Origin of the sequence: Neobacillus niacini (genome assembly GCF_030817595.1) — a bacterium.
Lineage (GTDB): Bacteria > Bacillota > Bacilli > Bacillales > Cytobacillaceae > Neobacillus > Neobacillus niacini_G.
On record NZ_JAUSZN010000001.1, the window covers coordinates 351,138 to 370,951 of the forward strand.

22 protein-coding genes are annotated in these 19,814 nt (G+C 36.4%); 21 read left to right on the plus strand and 1 reads right to left on the minus strand.

What is annotated here, in order from left to right:
* The first annotated feature begins 92 nt into the window (after positions 1-92).
* The 14 genes from QFZ31_RS01740 to QFZ31_RS01805 all read left to right on the plus strand — a co-directional run bounded on the left by QFZ31_RS01740 (position 93) and on the right by QFZ31_RS01805 (position 13,044).
* Positions 93-245, plus strand: a complete 153-nt coding sequence (locus tag QFZ31_RS01740) for a hypothetical protein (RefSeq protein ID WP_307311904.1) — start codon at positions 93-95, stop codon at positions 243-245.
* 341 nt (positions 246-586) lie between these two features.
* On the plus strand, positions 587-787 hold the full coding sequence (locus QFZ31_RS01745; RefSeq protein WP_307300394.1) for a hypothetical protein: 201 nt from the start codon (positions 587-589) through the stop codon (positions 785-787).
* Between the two features lie 218 nt (positions 788-1,005).
* Positions 1,006-1,641, plus strand: a complete 636-nt coding sequence (locus QFZ31_RS01750; RefSeq protein ID WP_307300397.1) for a cysteine hydrolase — start codon at positions 1,006-1,008, stop codon at positions 1,639-1,641.
* A gap of 30 nt (positions 1,642-1,671) precedes the next feature.
* The gene (locus QFZ31_RS01755) at positions 1,672-1,812 is read left to right on the plus strand and encodes a DUF3231 family protein (protein WP_307311316.1); all 141 of its coding nucleotides are present in this window, start codon (positions 1,672-1,674) and stop codon (positions 1,810-1,812) included.
* A gap of 75 nt (positions 1,813-1,887) precedes the next feature.
* Complete coding sequence (locus QFZ31_RS01760) at positions 1,888-2,223, plus strand: DUF3231 family protein (RefSeq protein ID WP_307311319.1); 336 nt, start codon at positions 1,888-1,890, stop codon at positions 2,221-2,223.
* Positions 2,224-2,642: 419 nt separating this feature from the next.
* On the plus strand, positions 2,643-2,867 hold the full coding sequence (locus tag QFZ31_RS01765) for a hypothetical protein (RefSeq protein WP_307300399.1): 225 nt from the start codon (positions 2,643-2,645) through the stop codon (positions 2,865-2,867).
* A 161-nt stretch (positions 2,868-3,028) separates the two neighbouring features.
* Positions 3,029-6,550, plus strand: coding sequence for a S8 family peptidase (locus QFZ31_RS01770; RefSeq protein WP_307300400.1), 3,522 nt, complete (start codon positions 3,029-3,031; stop codon positions 6,548-6,550).
* 42 nt (positions 6,551-6,592) lie between these two features.
* A complete protein-coding gene (locus tag QFZ31_RS01775) occupies positions 6,593-6,973 on the plus strand; it encodes a DDE-type integrase/transposase/recombinase (protein WP_307300402.1) in 381 nt (126 codons plus the stop codon).
* A gap of 40 nt (positions 6,974-7,013) precedes the next feature.
* A complete protein-coding gene (locus QFZ31_RS01780; RefSeq protein ID WP_307300404.1) occupies positions 7,014-7,136 on the plus strand; it encodes a hypothetical protein in 123 nt (40 codons plus the stop codon).
* A 488-nt stretch (positions 7,137-7,624) separates the two neighbouring features.
* Positions 7,625-8,761 (plus strand): histidinol-phosphate transaminase, encoded by a 1,137-nt coding sequence (hisC, locus tag QFZ31_RS01785; RefSeq protein WP_307300406.1) that lies wholly within the window; start codon positions 7,625-7,627, stop codon positions 8,759-8,761.
* The gene (locus QFZ31_RS01790) at positions 8,758-10,083 is read left to right on the plus strand and encodes an aminotransferase class I/II-fold pyridoxal phosphate-dependent enzyme (protein WP_307300408.1); all 1,326 of its coding nucleotides are present in this window, start codon (positions 8,758-8,760) and stop codon (positions 10,081-10,083) included. The genes hisC and QFZ31_RS01790 overlap by 4 nt, the downstream gene beginning before the upstream one ends.
* Before the next feature lie 81 nt (positions 10,084-10,164).
* A complete protein-coding gene (locus tag QFZ31_RS01795) occupies positions 10,165-10,983 on the plus strand; it encodes a vanadium-dependent haloperoxidase (RefSeq protein WP_307300410.1) in 819 nt (272 codons plus the stop codon).
* A gap of 125 nt (positions 10,984-11,108) precedes the next feature.
* Positions 11,109-12,062: a carbon-nitrogen hydrolase family protein gene (locus tag QFZ31_RS01800; RefSeq protein WP_307300412.1), complete on the plus strand. Its 954-nt coding sequence runs from the start codon at positions 11,109-11,111 to the stop codon at positions 12,060-12,062.
* Positions 12,063-12,234: 172 nt separating this feature from the next.
* Entirely contained in the window at positions 12,235-13,044 is an 810-nt protein-coding gene (locus QFZ31_RS01805) for a uroporphyrinogen-III synthase (protein WP_307300414.1), read from the plus strand.
* Positions 13,045-13,450: 406 nt separating this feature from the next.
* On the opposite strand, the gene QFZ31_RS01810 is transcribed toward QFZ31_RS01805, so the two are convergent.
* Positions 13,451-13,906, minus strand: coding sequence for a YfmQ family protein (locus tag QFZ31_RS01810; RefSeq protein WP_307300415.1), 456 nt, complete (start codon positions 13,904-13,906; stop codon positions 13,451-13,453).
* A 371-nt stretch (positions 13,907-14,277) separates the two neighbouring features.
* Between QFZ31_RS01810 and QFZ31_RS01815 the strand changes: the two genes are divergently transcribed.
* The 7 genes from QFZ31_RS01815 (at position 14,278) to QFZ31_RS01845 (ending at position 19,794) form a co-directional block, all read left to right on the plus strand.
* On the plus strand, positions 14,278-14,853 hold the full coding sequence (locus QFZ31_RS01815) for a pyridoxamine 5'-phosphate oxidase family protein (RefSeq protein ID WP_307300417.1): 576 nt from the start codon (positions 14,278-14,280) through the stop codon (positions 14,851-14,853).
* A gap of 116 nt (positions 14,854-14,969) precedes the next feature.
* Positions 14,970-15,239, plus strand: a complete 270-nt coding sequence (locus tag QFZ31_RS01820) for a hypothetical protein (protein WP_307300418.1) — start codon at positions 14,970-14,972, stop codon at positions 15,237-15,239.
* Between the two features lie 134 nt (positions 15,240-15,373).
* Entirely contained in the window at positions 15,374-16,333 is a 960-nt protein-coding gene (locus QFZ31_RS01825) for a DnaD domain-containing protein (RefSeq protein WP_307300419.1), read from the plus strand.
* Complete coding sequence (locus QFZ31_RS01830) at positions 16,333-17,577, plus strand: replicative DNA helicase (protein WP_307300420.1); 1,245 nt, start codon at positions 16,333-16,335, stop codon at positions 17,575-17,577. The genes QFZ31_RS01825 and QFZ31_RS01830 overlap by 1 nt, the downstream gene beginning before the upstream one ends.
* A 60-nt stretch (positions 17,578-17,637) precedes the next feature.
* The gene (locus QFZ31_RS01835; protein WP_307300421.1) at positions 17,638-18,063 is read left to right on the plus strand and encodes a hypothetical protein; all 426 of its coding nucleotides are present in this window, start codon (positions 17,638-17,640) and stop codon (positions 18,061-18,063) included.
* 32 nt (positions 18,064-18,095) lie between these two features.
* Positions 18,096-18,698, plus strand: coding sequence for a thermonuclease family protein (locus tag QFZ31_RS01840; protein ID WP_307300424.1), 603 nt, complete (start codon positions 18,096-18,098; stop codon positions 18,696-18,698).
* Between the two features lie 628 nt (positions 18,699-19,326).
* Positions 19,327-19,794 (plus strand): hypothetical protein, encoded by a 468-nt coding sequence (locus tag QFZ31_RS01845; RefSeq protein WP_307300426.1) that lies wholly within the window; start codon positions 19,327-19,329, stop codon positions 19,792-19,794.
* Positions 19,795-19,814: the final 20 nt, after the last annotated feature.

Sequence of the window (19,814 nt, forward strand, 5' to 3'; positions counted from 1 at the left end):
TTATAAGAGTAGTGGTCATTGTTTCAACACACAAATGTAGGTACTTATTTCTTTACTTTATATGGAAGTCACTAAGGAAAGATGTTGAAGCGGTGTCAGCGCTTGAAAATATTAATTCATTTGTTTTTTACGATTCACCAACTGATGAAGACCGCGTGAACAGTCGATTTAATGTAGAAGGATATGTAACAAGAGATTGGCTTGAAAAAAATGTTGCTGTTAAAAATGCAGACGTTCCTGGTTAAACAATGGGATCTAAAAAGGGATTTGTCCGCTTTACTTTCGCAAGGGAAGACGAAGAATCAATCGACGAAGGAATTAAACGCTTTGCAGAAGCCCTTCACTTTCTTTAAACTACTATTTTTATCCTCGAATTTTCGTAAGGATCATGACTTGTTCATGATTCTTTTTTTACTAATGATAAATGGATGGTCAAAAAAGTTTCAAATTGGATGGTAAAAAAAATTTAAAAATCCTTATGATGGGGAAGTGGATAATAAAACATTCATTTAGGCTAATGATTAATAGTTTTGAAATAAATGTGTGGATTGATGCACAATTATCTATTCACGAAACAGTTTAAAAATTGAATGCAAAAGGTTTGGAGGTAAGGGTTATAAATACTATCGATATGGTAAATCGGCGTAAAGCATTAGACGACATTAAACCCTATATACCAGGTAAACCATTATGGGAAGTACAAGAGGAATTAGGGATGAAAAGTGGTATTAAATTAGCATTAAATGGAAACCCTCTTGGTCCATTACCAAAAGCTCTGATGCTATAAAAAATGTTCTTTCCGAAATTAATAGATATCCTGATGCTCATGCTACGGAGTTGAAAAGTGGTATTGCGTCACGATGATCACTATCTACCCATCAATTAATGACGGCGGTTCTGCCGCGTTTTTTATGTGCGGAAATAACTAAATGAAAATGAAACATAAAAGATATAAAACAGCAAAAAAATACTTTAACTAAATTAGATAAAAAGGAGTTAGAAAGAATGAGAATTGATCCACAAACGACTGGTATTTTACTGACAGATCCACAGAATGAGTTTTTACATCCTACGGGTGCAGGATATCCTTTAACAAAAGATATACTTGCTGAAAATGACACGATTAACAACATTGAATTACTACTAAAAACAGCGAAGGAAAAAAACTATCAAGTATTTGTTTCCCCGCACTATTACTACCCTCATGATAAAAACTGGAAAATTAAAGGTGGGGGAGAATCAATGATGCAGGAAAACAATATGTTCCAAAGCAAAGGTCCTCAAAAACCGATTGAATCTGCGTCAGGAGCTGACTTTTACGAGTCATTTAAACCATATCTCGAAGACGGTAATACAATCATCACAAGTCCGCATAAAATTTTTGGTCCAGAATCGAATGATTTAGTTTTACAACTTCGGAAACGTGGCATTAATACGGTTATTGTTGGAGGAATGAATGCAAACCTATGTGTTGACTCTCATATGCGTGAACTAGTAGAACAAGGCTTCGAAGTTTATATCGTGAGTGATGCAACAGCTGCTCCTGGTAAAGATGCATTCAATGCAGGCATTGTAAACTTTGGATTCGTTTCAAGTGGTGTTTGGACAACTCAAGAAGCCATCGAGAAATTAAACTCTTAATTTGGTCACGGAAAGCGATTTATATTAAATATAAAGCATATGACAAATGGTGGATTAGCGACATATGGGAGAGTTTTGCAGCACATTTATAGACACGATATACGTGCCTTCTTTTCAAAATGTTTAACCTCAATAATCGAACTTTATAAAAGACATCGATTACATACATAAGCAATCATTTTTATTGGAAGGTCTTGGAAGACGGGAGTCACTTACAGGAGAAGAGGTAATCCAGTTCATTTTAATATTCAAACAAATCATTTAGGAACAAGTTTAGCTACAGCATTTAGTCAGGTTACAGATTCCAATAAGGTACGTAATTATGTCTTAAGAGGAAAAGACATCCCATTAAAAAATATTAATGTTTTTAATGATTATTTGAGGAATAATTCACATCCAATTCCATTGTCGTTTGATTACGAAGTTACTAATTCAACGGAATTTCCTTTTTCAGATAAGTTAATGATGTTCCACTTTGGTCTTAGGCTGAACTCTGGTATTGGCAACTATGGGGCAGCAATTTCTGCTAGTCGAAAGAGTGATTTAGTCTTGATTTATCCCACTTATCAACAGAAATATTAGAGTATGATTCGTTCTCCAAGCATACACTTTCCCCCTTTTGAGTAATTCCATTTTTAAAGTAATGGGGATTGAGGAAATGTGTAAGAAGTTATTTACAGAGAAAGAAATCAAGCTACTTTCAACTAAAAAATATGTTAAAGCTGTTAGATCAAAAGATAGATTTAATGCAAATGACTCAGGTTCTATTTTTGATAATTACCGAATTAATATCATCTAAAATATCAATCATTTCATTTAAAATCTTGTATTGTTTATTTTTTCGAATACTTATAACGTTAAGACTAGTCCTGTATTGTTACGTAAAGAGGAATAGAAAACACAATTTAATATTGGGTTTAAAAGAGGAAATCAAATATTAGGAGATTGATATTATCAGGCTGTATTTAGAGGCTGATTAATATAAAAAAAATAATAGGAGGTTGACAAATGAGACCAAAGGTGGAAAACGAATTACAGCATTAACTTTCATCTTTACCGTAATCCTGTCTCTATTTAGTAGTTTGGTTTCTGCCTCACCTGAAAAGTCAGTAAAGGTAATAAAGGAACCGCCCTCGAAGGAGATCGTAAAACTTACTCCAAGTGAATCGACAGTCTCGTTCACTCTTTCTAAAGGCAAACACGATTTAAAGGCTGAAGCAGAGTAAAAGGAGGGTTCCAAAGCTGATGTTACAGCAGAAGGAAAATGGAATTCTCTAGATGAGAAGGTTGTAACTGTTGCTAGTGGAGTGCTAACAGCTGTGAATGCAGGGTCTACACAAGGCTTTACGAATTTTAAAAGCCAATAAAAATCAGGGAGGGAACTTTTTTGAAGAAGAAAAAACTCAACAGCATAGCAGCAATTAGCTTGTCTGCAACTCTATTTTTTTCTGCTCTGCCACCAACCGCTTCACTTGCCGTAACAAAAATTCCGGGTGATCAAAGGCCTATATTAGATCGTTTGGAACATATTGGAAGCGGTGAAAATGCTAAGTCAGTTTCTAGACTTGACAATGACCAAAAGCGATTTTCTGAAAATCAACTTGTGATTCACTACTCCTCACCGATTACTGAAAGCGAACATAGTGAAGCTGGTGGGAGATTAATAAAAAGAATATCATCCTTAGGCTATGATGTGATAGAGGTACAAAGCGGGGCAAAGCTTGAAGATATTGCAAATGCCTATGCAAAGTTATCAAAGGTAACTTCTATTTCAAAAAGTGCACTCGTAAAAAAACTAGCAACACCAGATTTAAAAGCGTCCGATATGTATCATCTCAATAATTTTAACGTTGTAAAAGGACAAGAAATGGCCGGGACAAATAAAGTTCGCGTCGCAGTTATTGATACTGGAATTGATGCAAATCATCCTGAATTAACAAATAAAATTGTTGTCAATTATAATGCAATGGATCCTATGAAAAAAGGACAGCCTGACTCTCATGGTACCCATGTTACTGGGATAATTGCTGCTGAGAAAAACAATGGACTCGGTGGGTACGGAATCGCTCCAAACTCTGAAATTGTATCCATTGACGTTTTTAACAGAGCTAGGTATGGAACGGACTATGACATTGCTGAAGGTATTTTAGAAGCAATCCGTCAAAATGTAGATGTCATTAATATGAGCTTAGGCGCCTGGGAGCCTTCTCCGATTTTAAGAGATGCGGTGAAAAAAGCCATTGATAGCGGGATCGTTATTGTGGCTGCAGCAGGTAATGACGGTTTTGAACATATAAATTATCCTGCTTCCTATGATGGTGTCATTAGCGTCGGAGCTACAGATGAGGAAAATGTCTTAACGAATTTCTCTACATACGGCCCGTCTGTCGATGTAACAGCACCTGGAAATAATATTTATTCGTCTGTCTATTCATTTGAAAAAGGCTCTTCGTTTGTAAATATGAGCGGTACGTCAATGGCATCACCTATGGTTGCTGGGGCTGTTTCACTATTATTATCAAAGTATCCTGATCTTACACCTTATCAAGTAAGCTATATCTTAACTCATACAGCGAAGGATCTCGGAGAAAAAGGATATGATACTAAGTATGGTTATGGGATGATCGACCTTGTAAAGATGCTTTCCTTTGATCCTAATACGATTCCTGCCCAGTCAGTTGTCTCAGCAGATCAGATTTTAGAAAAAGCAAAAAATTTTCCTGTTACGACAGAAACTTCGGAAACAACGATAGAAGGCAGCTTGGAAAGGCTCGAACAAACAGACTATTACAAGGTTACTGTTGAAAAAGATCAATATGTCCAAGTAAATCTTCAGGGAGCAAGTCAATATGATTTGAAATATGAGCTTAAATTCTATCCAGAAGGCGAAAATAATCCGGAGTATACGATCGAAGTCAATGACGGAGCTGTAGGAAAACAGGAAGGTTCCTTATACAAATCTCCGAAAAAAGGAACCGTAGTATTAGCCTTAAAAGATTCGTTTGGGCAATATAGTGAAACAGGTAATTCAAAATATACACTGAAAGTAAGCCGCAAAGATCAGCTAAATGATGATGGAAATACAATGGAAACACCGGTCGTATTGGGTTCACTCCCATCTACAACATCGCTTTCGAATTATTACACAGATGAGTTATTAACAGCATCACCAGCAGAACGTAAAGAGCAGCCTATTCCGGGAGATTCTGATTTTTATCGCTTAAAGGTTCCTGGAATTGCAGGTGACCCAGCAAAAGCAATGAGGATTAATGTATCAGCCGTAGCAGGAATGGACCCATCGCTTAAGCTTCATATGATTAATTCTGATGTAAATGAAGATGGTACAACCGTCGAAAACACCAATGTCATTGATCAATTAAACACCAAAGGGTATGGTAAGTCAGAGTCGATGTCCATTACGGTTCTTCCAGGTTCGGAATACATGGTAGAAGTGACAAATAAACCGTCCCTTAGTGATTATGAAATCATAATTGGAAAAGAAATTGATTTTAATAGAAACTATTCATCTCAAAATCCATATCAAGTTTCCTTTGAAATAACATCACAACCTGCAGATGAGGATCATTTCCCTGTATCCTCGAAGGAAACCGTAACGGAAAAAGAATTGGCAGAAGGAAAAATTGAAGAATATCTTGCAAAAAAAGAAGAAATTAACGAGAAACTAACAAACCTAGACTTCAACTATGACAGAGGAATACCTTCTTACTACGATCTTATCAAAGATGTCGCAATTCCTTATGAAATAGGAACAACCCAAAAAGGCTACTTCCAGTACAGTGTAGATGAAGATTGGATTAAAGTGACTCCAACTGAAAACTCTGTATTTGAAATGAATTTTACGAACAAAGAAGGGTACAATGTTCCAATTGTCCTTATCTTTAAGTACAATGAAAAAAAGAACGATATCGATCAGATTTATCAAAGTGTGGATGAGAACACGCTTGCTGCTGAATCAGAACTTAAAGGGATGAATCCATTTTATATTGGTCTAAAAAAAGGTGAAACCTACTTTTTCCGTATAGCTGATGCATTATTCAGACCTAACTTTGATCCATATGAGTTCAAGATTTCACCAGCATTTAGCAACGCTAATGATGCTTACGAAAACAATGACACGTTTAATACAGCAAAGACAATATCTACTGATCCAATTAAAGGAAGCCTATCGTCAAGCGGGGATATCGATACCTTCTATTTCAAACCAGATAAAACCGCTGTATACAGTGCTATTGTTCAACCAGGTGCACTCCCTGAAGAATACAGTAAAGCACCTGATGAATTGAAACGACCTCTAGATTCCACGCTTCTTATATACGAAGATACAAATGGAAATGGAAAACTAGAAGAAGACGAAGAAGGTAACCTTCGTATCGTTGAATACTCCTATGATAATCAACCAGAAATCGGCTCATTCCGTGCTGAAAATGGTAGAGGCTACTTCTTTAAGATTCTAAACTACTATAAAATGGTTACAACTCTTATTCCTTACACGTTTACTGTAAAAGAAGCACCGGAGAAAGATGAGGACGCTGGATCTGTATTGAAAAATAATGTTCCTACCAAGCCAGTTACCTTAGAAAGCTCTAATGAAGAATATACACAATCTGGTTACATTAACATGGCAGAAGGAAAGGGTGATACCGACTATTACAAATTCATTCAAAAGACGAACGGTAAACGCACCATCAAGCTAGAAGTACCATTTGACTTTGACGGAATCGTGACAGTCTACGACTCAAAAGGAACACAAATCGCAAAATCTGATCACTATGACAAGGCTGACTACGAAATCTTACAGGTTGCTCTCAAAAAAGGAACCTACTACATGAAAGTAGAAGAATTAAGGGGAAATGCAAGTGCATTGCCGTATAAATTAACAGTTAAATAATGAGGTCTTGAGGCTGTCGACTATTTTCGACAGCTTTTTTGAATGCCAGGATTCCATGAGAGATTCGGGATTTATAGCAGCCCAAGAGTACATGACGATTTGGTTGAATGGGGTTATATCATTTCTCAAAAAACAGTAGCTCGCATTATGAAAGAATTGGGCTTTAAAGCTACACCAAAAGAAAAGTTTGTGGTTACAACTGATTCAAATCATGATTTATATATTTATCCTAATCTTCTTGATCGTCAATTTAGCGTAGAAGAACCCAATCAAGTTTGGGTATCTGATATTACGTACATTTGGACGCTTGAAGGATGGGCTTATTTATCATCCGTTATGGATTTATATTCTAGGAAAATTTTAGGATGGAGTCTTGCATCACATATGAAGAAACTGCTAATTACGATTATCAGAGCACTTTAATGAACACTGAACGACATGGTAGGATAGGTGAATCGTCCGCATGGAAACGAACATTAAAAAGATTCGTGTTTGTATAATAGAACACATTAAGCGATATCAAGTTAGGAAACCAAGTACAACCTACCGTAAGGTAGAAATGCTCCCTTCTACACGACTAGTTTAAGAAAAAAATGAATTCGACCACACATATTAGATATGTCTAAAATGAGCGGTCTTTTTAATATCAACTGTTTCACTAATCTAACCTAAATATAATGTCTCGCAGACTCTTGCTAATTGATGTGCTGATTATACAGTTACTTTGCATTCCAGAACGGGCGAAATCGTTATATATCAACAAATAAAAGAAGTCCAATTCATATGCGAATTGGACTTCCGATTGTATTGCTATTTTTAATTTTGTACTCCAAAACCGAACACGTTAGATTAGATTGTGGTCCTTTTTATTTTGAAGTTAAACTGGATGGTATAAAAAGTGTCCAATTGGATGGTAATAAAATTTATAAATCCTTTATTATGGAGAAGTAGATTTTATTAATGTTGAAACTAAAATAATAAAGTAATGTAAAAAATGTTTCTGATTCACCATTATCTATTCACCTTAAATAGCTTATATGTTAATAACTTAATGATCGCTTGGAGGAAAGGGCTGTGAATATAATCAATCATATTAAGCATCGAAAAGCATTAGATCTTGTTAAACCTTATATACCAGGAAAACCCTTGTGGGAAGTACAAAAGGAATTACGATTGGCAAGAGTGATTAAATTAGCCTCAAATGAGAATCCCATCGGAGCGTCACCTAATGCCCTTGAGGTAATATCTAATAGTCTTACTAGGCTAAATCGTTATCCTGATGCACATGCAGTTGAGTTGAAGGCGGCTATTGCTTCCAACCTATCACTGACCACTAAGCAATTAATTATTACAAATGGGGCAGATGAATTAATTACCTTAATTTCAGAAACCTATCTTGAAGCAGAAGATGAAATTATCGTCCCTTCCCCATCTTTTAGTGAATATGATTTCGGTGCCCATTTGATGGGGGCAAAAGTTGTACCTGTTCCTCTGGACAATGAATACCAATTTAATATTGATTTGATTTTATCGGCTGTAACAGATCGTACTAAATTGGTATATATCTGTTCACCAAATAATCCGACAGGGACTTATTTACCAAAATCAAAGTTAGAAGAATTGCTTCAATCCCTGCCTAATCATATTTTAGTAGTTTTTGATAGTGCATATAGTCATTTTGCAACCAATGAAGATTACACGAATGGCCTGGAATATGTTCGTTCTGGTTATCCAATTATTGTTTTACAAACTTTTTCTAAAATTTTTGGACTTGCTGGTTTAAGGGTAGGATTTGGTGTAGCACCAGAAAATATTATTCAAAGCATCGTTCGTGTAAAAGAGCCTTTTAATGTCAATAGTTTGGCACAGGTCGCTGCAGCTGCAGCAATCATGGACGAGGAACATGTGGAAAAATCAAAACAGGTAAATACCGCAGGACGTCAACAATTATATAAAGCCTTCCGAGAATTAGGATTAGAATTTATAGAGAGCATGAGTAATTTCATTCTGGTTAAATTTGGTCATAATGCAAATGAAATCTATCAACAGCTTTTATGTCAAGGAGTAATTGTCCGTTATGGCGATACATGGGGAATGCCCCAACATCTCCGAATATCTGTTGGAACAGCGGATGAGAATACTATATTAATAGAAGAAATATGTTCAATCATGAAACGCCAGCTAATTCACTTTAAAGGTGAGATAAAATGAACGAGCTTGCATTGAATTTAAACGAGATGATTAAGAAAAATAATCCACATGTATTTGACTTACTGTCGGATCTGGGTAAGAAGTTATACTACCCAAATGGAATCTTAAGCCAGAGTGCAGAAGCAACCCAAAAAGCTACCCGTTTTAATGCAACAATTGGAATTGCTACTGAAAAAAAGGTTCCAATGCATTTTGAACATATACAGGAAACGTTATCCGAGTATTCCCCAGATGAGGTCTATCCATATGCACCTCCCTCTGGGAAATTAACGTTACGGAATGAATGGAAACGAAAATTATTGCGAGATAATCCATCTTTACATGAAAGCTCGATGGGACTTCCGATTACAACAAATGCTCTTACTCACGGATTAAGTCTCACAGCAGATCTTTTTGTAGATGAAAATGATGCCATTATTCTTCCAGATAAATATTGGGGGAACTATCAAACCATATTTCATGTACGTAGAGGCGGCAATCTTAAGACTTTTAAGCTTTTTGATGAAAATGACACCTTTAATATTCCATCATTCAGAGAATGTTTACTACAGCAAAAGGATGCAGGTAAGGCAATGGTCTTGCTTAATTTCCCGAACAACCCGACGGGCTACACGCCAAAGGAAAATGAAGTCCAAGGAATTATCTCGGTCTTAATGGAAGCGGCAGAAGCTGGTATTAATCTAGCCGTAATCCTTGACGATGCCTATTTCGGCTTGTTTTTTGAAGACTCTGTAAAAGAGTCATTGTTTGGCCGGTTAGCAGGAATCCATCCAAGAATTTTACCGATTAAGGTGGATGGGGCAACAAAAGAAAATTATGTTTGGGGACTAAGAGTAGGTTTTTTAACCTTTGCGTCCGATAGTCCTACTATATTGGAAGCTTTGGAACAAAAAACAAACGGCCTTATTAGAGGAACCATTTCAAGCAGTTCCCATTTGTCTCAGACGGTCATTTTACGTTCCTTGCAATCTAGCAAGTTTGAAGAGGAAAAATGTAAAAAACATAATATAATGAAGCGGCGGGCGACGAAGGTCAAGGAGATTATTACTCGAGAAGAGTATAAAGAAGCCTGGGGTTTCTATCCTTTTAACTCTGGATATTTTATGTGCTTAAAGCTTAATCAGGTAGATGCAGAGGAATTGAGGGTTCACTTATTAAATGAATACGGTGTAGGAACTATAGCCATAAGTTCATCTGACTTACGAATCGCCTTTTCGTGTGTCGAAGAAGAAGATTTAGAAGAACTTTTTGAACTCATTTACCGTGGTATCAATGATTTAGTATCAAAGGGAGTAAGCATTGATGTTCAAAAAACACTTTAATCATCTAGTACAACTATGATTATGACTTCAATAGGCAGATGAGAAAGTTGTATAAAAATTGGTATATAGGGGGGAATTGAAATGAAAAAACAACTATTCGTTACTAGTATTTTCGGATTAATTTTAATTTTTCTGATGGCTGGATGTAATAAAGAGAACTTAAAAGCGGATACCCAAAAAGAAGAACAACCGAAAGAAGTAAAGGGGTTGGGTTGGGAACATGACAATCCCGCTTCTCCTACAGCAGGTGAATGGAAACCAGTTGATTTACCAGATGGAAGTAAGTATACATTAGACCCACCACCAGCGAATAACTCTGATATAACGAAAGCTGATTTGGAAGAATTACGAAAATTGGCAGAAAATCGAACAGAAGAAGATATTAAAATCATCCAACGGTGGGCAAGTGAAATTATTGGTCCAAATACGAGGTGGATGGCAATAACAGAAGAAATGTTAAAGAAATATAGTCTATCACCACCCGAAGCTGCCAGGGTTCACCAAATTGTTAGTGGTGCGATTTATACAGCTTCTGTTGCTGCCTTTCATGAGAAATATCGTTATCTGCGACCAAGACCAACACATCTTGATTCTAGCATAACATTAATTGATAATTTTGAAGTTCCTGCACATCCTGCCTATCCTTCCGCTCATGCGACAACAGGGTCTGCGGCCAGTACGGTTCTTTCCTATATCTTTCCTAATGACAAAGAAATATTCATTGATATGTCAAAAGAATCCGACCTTTCGAGGAAGCTCGCAGGTGTACATTATGAAAGTGATAATATAGCTGGCAGGAAACTAGGTACACAAATTGCGGAGGATATAATTGAGGGTTTAAAGGATGACCGGGCACCACTATTTTACGACGAACAGCATTCAGGAAATTCTGGACACTAATCTTTTTTTTAGATTAGATAGCTATTAACTTAAAATTTTATTATTGCTAGCCCAAATTACTAGCATAATAGAATGATGAACCCTTTTATAAATATTTACCTGAAATTTAATTGGAGGAAATCCAGGTGTATACAAATCAGAATGTCAGGGTGGCGGTTATTCAAGCTGCATCCGTTATTATGGATCGCGATGCTTCGATTGAAAAAGCAGTTAGCTTAATAAAACAAGCGGGAGAAAAGGGTGCTAAAATAGTTGTTTTTCCGGAGGCTTTTATTCCTGCCTATCCTAGAGGGTTATCCTTTGGAACCATTATTGGAAGCCGAACGGAAGATGGAAGAAAGGATTGGTACAGGTATTGGGAAAACTCGATTCCTGTTCCTGGTGAAGCAACAGAACAACTTGGGACAGCAGCACGTGAAGCTGGCGTTTATGTTGTTATGGGCGTAATCGAGCGAGATAGTGAATTTAGTGGTGGTACTCTGTACTGTTCTGTTATTTTTATCGGACCTGATGGCTCTCTTTTAGGAAAACATCGCAAATTAAAACCAACTGCAGCTGAACGAATCGTCTGGGGTGAGGGTGATGGCAGTACGTTACCCGTATTTGATACTCCATACGGGAAAATTGGGGCTTTGATTTGCTGGGAGAACTATATGCCTCTAGCTAGGGCAGCAATGTATGCACAAGGTGTCCAGTTGTATATTGCACCTACTGCAGATGGAAGGGAATCTTGGCAGTCGACCATTCGTCACATCGCAATGGAAGGCAGATGCTTTGTATTATCCTCTAATCAATATGTAACCAAGGATATGTATCCTAAGGATTTAGCTTGTTATAATGACCTTGTTTCATCTCCAGATGTGATGAGTAACGGTGGAAGTGCCATCGTTGGACCACTTGGAGATTATGTTGCGGAGCCTGTATGGGGAAAAGAAGAGATCATCGTTGCAGACCTGGATATGAAACTGATAGCCTATAGTCAATTTGACTTTGATTCTGTTGGTCATTATTCAAGACCGGATGTTTTTAAATTATTAGTAAACAAAAAAAAGCAGGAAAGTACAATTTGGATGAAATGACCAAATTTCTATCTGAGATTAAGCCGTTTTCTTTATAAAGGAATTCGGCTTTTTTCATATATAATTAAGGTGTCAGAGAATCTTATTTCAAGCAAATCAGAGTCCAACCATTAAGCATTTAGAAACGTTATTTTAGCTAGTTAACCATTATAAATAGAAAGAGGGCAGCGGTATGTCAAAAGGACTTACGGGGAAACGGGTAGCTATCGGTGCATCCCGGAAAACGGATGAGATAAGTATACTTATTGAAAAACAGGGAGGAGTTCCAATTGTCCGATCGCTTCAAGGGACAGTATTTTTAGCGGAAAAAGAGGTCGGACCAAATCTGAATAAAATAGTAAATGAGGGTACAGATTGGGCTATTTTCACAACAGGGATCGGTGTGGAAACGTTGTTGGATATAGCAGAGAAACAGTGGATTAAACAGCAGTTTATAAACATCATCCAACAAGCCAAGATTGCTTCGCGAGGATATAAAACACTTTCGACTTTAAAAAAACTGGGAATAAATCCGGATGCCGTAGATGAAGATGGTACAACCAGTAGTTTAATTAGAACCTTGGAGAGGTTTGATTTTACCGGTAAAAGAGTCATGGTTCAGCTTCATGGTGAAAAAGCGCCGACCTTAATTAAATTCCTTGAAGAAAAGGGTGCAGATGTAACATTGATTCTCCCATACCAGCACATTCCTCCAGCTACAGAAAATGTTGCAACACTATGTGAAGAGCTGTTGGAGGAAAAGTTGGACGCAATTTGTTTTACTACTGCCATTCAAGTCCGTTCCCTTTTTAATTTTGCAAGGGATAAGGATTGTGTAGACAGGCTTTTAACTTCTTTTAATAGGAATATACTTGCGGTTGCAGTTGGAAAAGTTACTGCAGAGGCTTTAAGAGAAGAGGGAATTAAGAAAATGCTTGTCCCTGAACACGAAAGAATGGGAGCGATGATTATAGAGCTATCACGATACTATCGTAATGATTAAGAATTGAGGTTCTTTATATTTGATGGCATAGAAGTTTACTTTACAACAAAATAAAATTACAAAAACGCAAGGCATAAGCTCATGCGTTTTTTTATCATTCTTTCTTATTGCCATCTTGTAGATTTTTCTAATTCAGTTATGGCCCATATTAGGTGAAACATAAACATGGATATACAAATGGGTATAACAATTAATAGATTTTTTCCGTACCGTTCTTTTAACATTCCTGCAAAATAGCCACAAAAAAATAAAACTACCATCGCAGCTACTAGTACTAGCATGAGGACTAACTACATCATTACCACCCTTAAGTGCTAAATATAAAAATTATATAAAGAACTATTTTTACAAAAAACCATTTTGGGTTGCTGGGAGCAAAGTTTATTTATTGTATATCAAGCTTGTCTTATATTACATCTTTAGTGATAACCTTGGTAGACAAAGTGAATTTTTGTAGATAATCAGACCTAAGATCATAAGCCACTACTTTCTTGTTGTACTGCTTGACTACATAAACGTAATCAGCCAAACAATATACAAAGATCTTTCTATCTTTTTTCCCTCTTTTTACATTGATAACATATGGAGTAACATTTGTCTCTGGATGTAGAAATAATTTTTCTTTGCCTGGAAAGATATCATATTGTTTTAAAAAAGTAGCTTCATTAAAATTTTCAATCAATCGAATTTTTTCTTCCTCTTCTAAGTGCTTTTCAATATAAGTTACAGTTACATCTTTTGAATTAAGTTTTTGATGAAGTGCAAATCTACTAAAAATCCATTCCACAACTGCACTTGGAGGACTCATTACCATTTTAATCACAATTCCAAGCAATACCGAAAGTGCAATAGTCCATGTCATATCTTATCGACTCCTTTAATCGAATTTACTTGTATGTCCTCGTTTTAATCTTTTACTTTTAGATTATCACAACTATCATAAAGGAATTTTTCATGTAACGAACCATCCAATTCATAAGGAGTTTTGCCAACCACTTGCTTTACAATTACATCACTTTTAAGGAATGTGAAATTGTTGAAAACAATGCCAAGGATGTCATTGATCGGAATATTAAGTAGAATAACAGAATACTACTTACGGAGCAGTTGAAGAGATACATTGTAAAGTAACATAGTTTTGGTTGTGGTAAAATATGTTATTAGTACTGACTTGTAACTTTTAGGAGGTTCTAATTTGATTTTTAACATTTGTTAGATGAGGAGGAATTTAATATGGGAACTGTTTATTCATCGATACTTCCAAAACACGAAGAATTTATAAGAAAACAACGGATTTTTTTCGTTGGTTCAGCACCTTTAACAGCAGATGGTCATGTTAACATTTCACCAAAAGGTCATGATGTATTAAGAATTTTTTCCTCAAATGAGGTAGCTTATTTGGATTTAACTGGTAGTGGAAATGAAACAAGTGCACATTTAAAAGAAAACGGTAGAATTACTTTTATGTTTTTAGCTTTTGAAGGACCTCCCATGATTTTAAGGCTTTATGGCAGCGGTAATGTGATATTACCTGGCACACCAGAATGGACTGATATGGCAAAACATTTTGATATACTTCCTGGTGCTCGACAAATTATACATGCAAAGATTGAAACAGTAAAAACATCATGTGGATTTAGTGTACCGTTCTACTCATACGATGGTGAACGAGATACTCTTCAACAATGGGCTACCAATAAAAGTGAACATGACTTAGAGGAATATCATAAAAAGAAGAATTCTATAAGTATGGATGGGATAGTTACACCGATTGGAGAAAGGTTAGCCAACTTTAATAATGGTAAATAATCCTTTTTGCATTTACGGAGGCTATAACCGTATTTTCTGATGTTTATTCTCTATCGTCTAATAAGATTAAAAATTGTGCTAGTGTCTTTTTTTATATCGATAAGGATTTGAAGAGTTTGACGATACGTCCATGGAAATTTTTTACGATACGTGGGCAAAAAGAAAAAGAAAAAGAAAAAGAAAAACAACAACAAGAAGATTTTTACCCAAATAAGAGAAAAATCCAAATAGGTAAAAAGAAGTTGACGTATTGTTTTCACAAAAGAATATTTACTAACTTTAAAACACTCACAAATGTTGAACTATCAATGTTTGTGAGTGTTTTTGTATGTAAAAATGTATCGAGTAGCCAAACCTTTCAGATCAGTTGTATGGAGTTTATATGAACAGTCGTAGGAACCTTTATTTCCATTGTCACAAATCATTCACATCTAAAGGAATATCACCCTGTCCGTTTTCTTCCTTTTTCTATATATACAGGGTGAAAGTACTCTTAAGTAAAGAAAGGTTAGTGATGAAGATGGCAAAGTTTAGAATCGTACGTAATGAATTTTGGAAGAACCCGATTGTTCTGGAAGAGATGACGCCAGAGGACAAGTTATTTTACCTTTACATCCTTACGAATCCAAATACGACTCAAATTGGAATCTATAAGATTACCATAGGACAAATATCATTTGAGTTAGGGTTTTCCAAGGAGACTGTTAATTCATTAATGGACCGTTTCACCCACCATCACAAGGTAATTCGTTACAATCCTGTGACGAGAGAACTCGCGATTAGAAGCTGGGGGAATGACAACCTGAATAAAGCAGGAAAACCAGTCATGGATTGTATGATAAGTGAATTAAAGAAAGTAGAGGATACCTCACTGATTCAATATGTGTCAGAAACGATTGAGAAACAGGAAATTCGTAGTTTGTATAGATCTTTTTGTGATTACGAAATAACGGTTAACGACCAGGAGGATATCAATCAAGATGAAGACGATACATATTTAGATTTTGACCTTGAAGAGGTTGATGGTGTGGTTTCTACTAGACAAATAGAAAACCAACATCAAAATGCTCCTTTTCAAGATTTAGAGAATAATTTAGACATCGGGAATCCCATGCAGCAGAGTCAAAACGATGTGAAAGAAATTATCGAGTTTTGGGATGCAAATGGATTTGGTTTTACAAATGTCAGTGCGAAACAGCAGCTATTAGCTTGGTTAGATGACTCTAGTTTTTTACAGCCGAAAGCGATGATTTTAAAAGCGATGAATATTGCCTGTGCCAATAACAAGCGAAGGCTGAGTTATGTCGTTGGAATTCTGAAAAACTGGGAAAATGAATCGTTACTGACCATTGAAGAAATTGATTCCTACCTTGAGAACCAAAAGTACGTTGCAAAACAAAAGCAATCAACACAAAGTGTTCCTTCCGGAAGAGCGATACCTCCTCGATTTGAACTTGATCTTACGAGAGGTGAAGAGTAATGAGCATAGCAGAAAAAGCATTTTTAGGAAGCTTGATGAAGGCGGAATACTTGCTTAAGGATACGGTCATCCAGCCCGAACAGCTGGAAAGTACACGGCATAAAGATATCATGCGAAGAATGCTAGAGTTAACCCATGCCGGTAAGAATATTGATTTGATCACGTTTACCACTTTACCCGACCTTGATGCACTAGGTGGAATGTCTTACCTTTCTGAGCTGTTATCGTATGCGGATCTTGAGAAGTTTGACGGGATGGAGAAGCTCATTCTTGATCTGTGGAAGGAACGGGAAAAGAGAAATATTTTAACAATTGCCTCCATGAATGATTGGGAGATTGCTAAGGTAATGGGAGAATTGGATAATATTAACCAAGCAAGGATGGACGATCACACCTCCTTACAGCAGGCGTTATCAGATATTTATGAGGCACCATGGGAGGATCCACTAATGCTGAGAAGTGCAACAACCGGTATTAAAGAACTTGATAAAGTGACGGGAGGCTTTCAGGGCGGAGAAGTGACCATCTTAGCAGCTAGACCATCTATGGGAAAAACCGATGTCATGCTTCATTTTGCCAAAATGTCGGGTTGGGCGGGTTATTTACCACTACTATTCTCCCTGGAAATGCCTGAAAAGCTAATAACCTCCAGATTAGTTGCTTCGACAGGGGGATTTAACCGTGGAAAAATGCGAGATCCAAAAAGAATGCTAAGTGAAGAGCAAAAGAATAAATGGTCAGATGTAATGGGAGATCTAACTGAAACGCATATTCAAATTTTTGATGGGTCCGTACAAACGATTGCAGAAATGAGAGCGAAAACGAGAAAAATGATGAATCAATTTCCACAGAAGAAACCAATCCTTTTTATCGATTACCTAACATTGATCCATTCTGGTCAATTTTACGGTGGGAATTCCCATCAACAAGTAACGGAAATATCCAAATCTCTTAAAGCAATGGCGAAGGATTTTGATTGCCCCGTTATTTGTTTGGCGCAGCTGAATCGATCGGTTGAATCAAGGGCGAATAAACGGCCAATGATGTCTGATATTCGGGAATCGGGCAGTGTGGAACAGGATGCGGATGTCATAATGTTCCTATATCGTGAAGCGTATTATGACAAGGAAGCTGAGAATCAAGCCCTTGAAATCATTGTTTCGAAAAACCGCAATGGTCCTGTCGGAACAATCGCAGTGAATTACAACGAGCATACAGGAAGAATAGAAGACCACAAGGAATAGTGTCACCTCCTTGTAAACATTCATTAGCCATTAAAAAATAAATGACCGAGGTGTAACCACATGCTTGTAAAAGACGCTTACTTAGATAGTTTACGTTGTGAAGAATCTGCATTGGCCCACTACATTCATCATTTACTAATAGAGAAGAAAATATCATTGGATGACGATATGTCTAAGATCAACTTAGAACAGGCTGATCATCAGATAGTAAAGGAAATGATTCAAAACAATGTATTAGGCATTCATAAAATTCGCATCTACTCATTGAAAATGAACCAAAAGGATTTCGTTTTTATCTTTGCAGCCAACGAGCAAGCTGCCATCAAGTTCTATTGCGAAAAATTCCATCTAACCCCATTGAACTGTCACGAATATTCACTAGATTTTCAGCTTGCTAGAGGAAATGATGTGATTTCGTTTCGGGATATGAAGAAGGATTGCAAGTGTTTTCCTGCTTTAGCGGGGTTTTTTGTGAAGCCATATTAGATAGAAAATTGAATGCAAGGGGGAATATATTCATGAGAAGACGAACGGGTGGTATGGCCATAATCGCCGCAGCTACATGTATTGCATTCTATACCATGCCTTCACAAAAAGAAGAAACTGCACCAGAGAACTCCCTGCAGATGACTGAAAGTAAAGGAAGTGAAGTTCCTATTAAGTTAATAAATATCATTGATGGCGATACCATTAAAGTGAATGTTAATGGAAAAATGGAAACGGTACGCTATTTATTGATAGATACACCAGAGTCGAAAAATCCAAATACGTGTGTCCAATTCTATGCAAAAGAAGCATTCTTACGGAATAGCGAGCTAGTGAAAAGCGGAAAGTTAACCTTGGAGTTTGAACAGGGAAACATGAGAGATTCCTACGGACGACTGTTAGCCTATGTTTTTGTCGATGGAGAATCCATTCAAGGAACGCTGCTGAAAGAGGGCTACGCACGAGTGGCTTTTATCATGAATCCACCCTATAAATACCTTGAAACCTTTAGGAAGGAGGAAAATCTAGCAAAAGAGGGGAAAATCAATATCTGGAGCAGAGGGAATTATGTGACAAACTGGGGATTTAATGGGTGTTTGCGTGAGAAACAAATATTGGGATGGATTATTAAATAAGTAAGCGTACAATAAAATCAAAAAATGGTTCATTCTTTGTTCAAAGTACAAGCCTAAATGGACTTATCGGGTTAATGATGAATGAACCAGGTATCATACATATATTATAACTGACCACTAGGGGTCAATTTTCTGACATAGTTTAATAAACTTGAACTACAATTCGTAGACCTTAAAATTGGGTCTGAATAATAGTTTTTTCAACTATAAGTTTTTTGGGGAGTAACGTACTGATTTGTTGGAGAGAAAATATCATTTGCATTGGATTTAATTAATGGGGCATCTATGGATGCAAAAAGACGGACTTATTTCATTGAACATAGTAGGTACCTGACACTTTTCTTTAGAATCTCCTGAAAATTATAAAAGCGAGTTGGTCATACATTGCCAACTCGCTCTTTAAATGCCCCTGCCAAGGAATACTATTTTACCTTAAATGATTAGTAAGTATATATAGGTATTGAGGGTAGGTATTTAATATGAGCAATAAAATTGATAAAAGTTGGAAAAAAGATAAAGGTACCACCTCTAAAAAATATTCACAGTTCCGCCATAACTTACTATCTTGAAAATTTTTGAAATATTGTAGAATTAATCTGATAACACAATCTTTCAGGAGATGATTCTAATGATTGCGAATCAACGGAAGTCTTTTGCGTGCCATTTGTTAATTTTTTTACACATTTTTCTTGGAATAGGTGCTATTTTTGGTGGAGGTGTATTGATTGTTTCTCCTGATGGTTCGATTTTGTCAATGCCTTTGAAGATGTTACAAAATAGCCCTTTTAATAATTTTCTCATCCCTGGACTTATACTATTTATTGGATTGGGCATTCTCCCACTAATCACTGCAATTTTTCTTATCTCTGAAAAGCCATTAAAAATCGCTGAAAAACTCAGACTTTATAAAGAAACACATTGGTCATGGAATAGTTCGTTGTACGTAGGTTTTATCTTAATCATTTGGATTTCGGTCGAATTGTATATGATTAAAGAAGTTGCGTTTATTCACGTTTTCTACATATTCCTGGGACTTATAATTCAATCCATTACTCTGCTCCCATCTGTTAAAGAGCACTACACCAACAATAAATAATTTTAAATTTTAATAAAAAC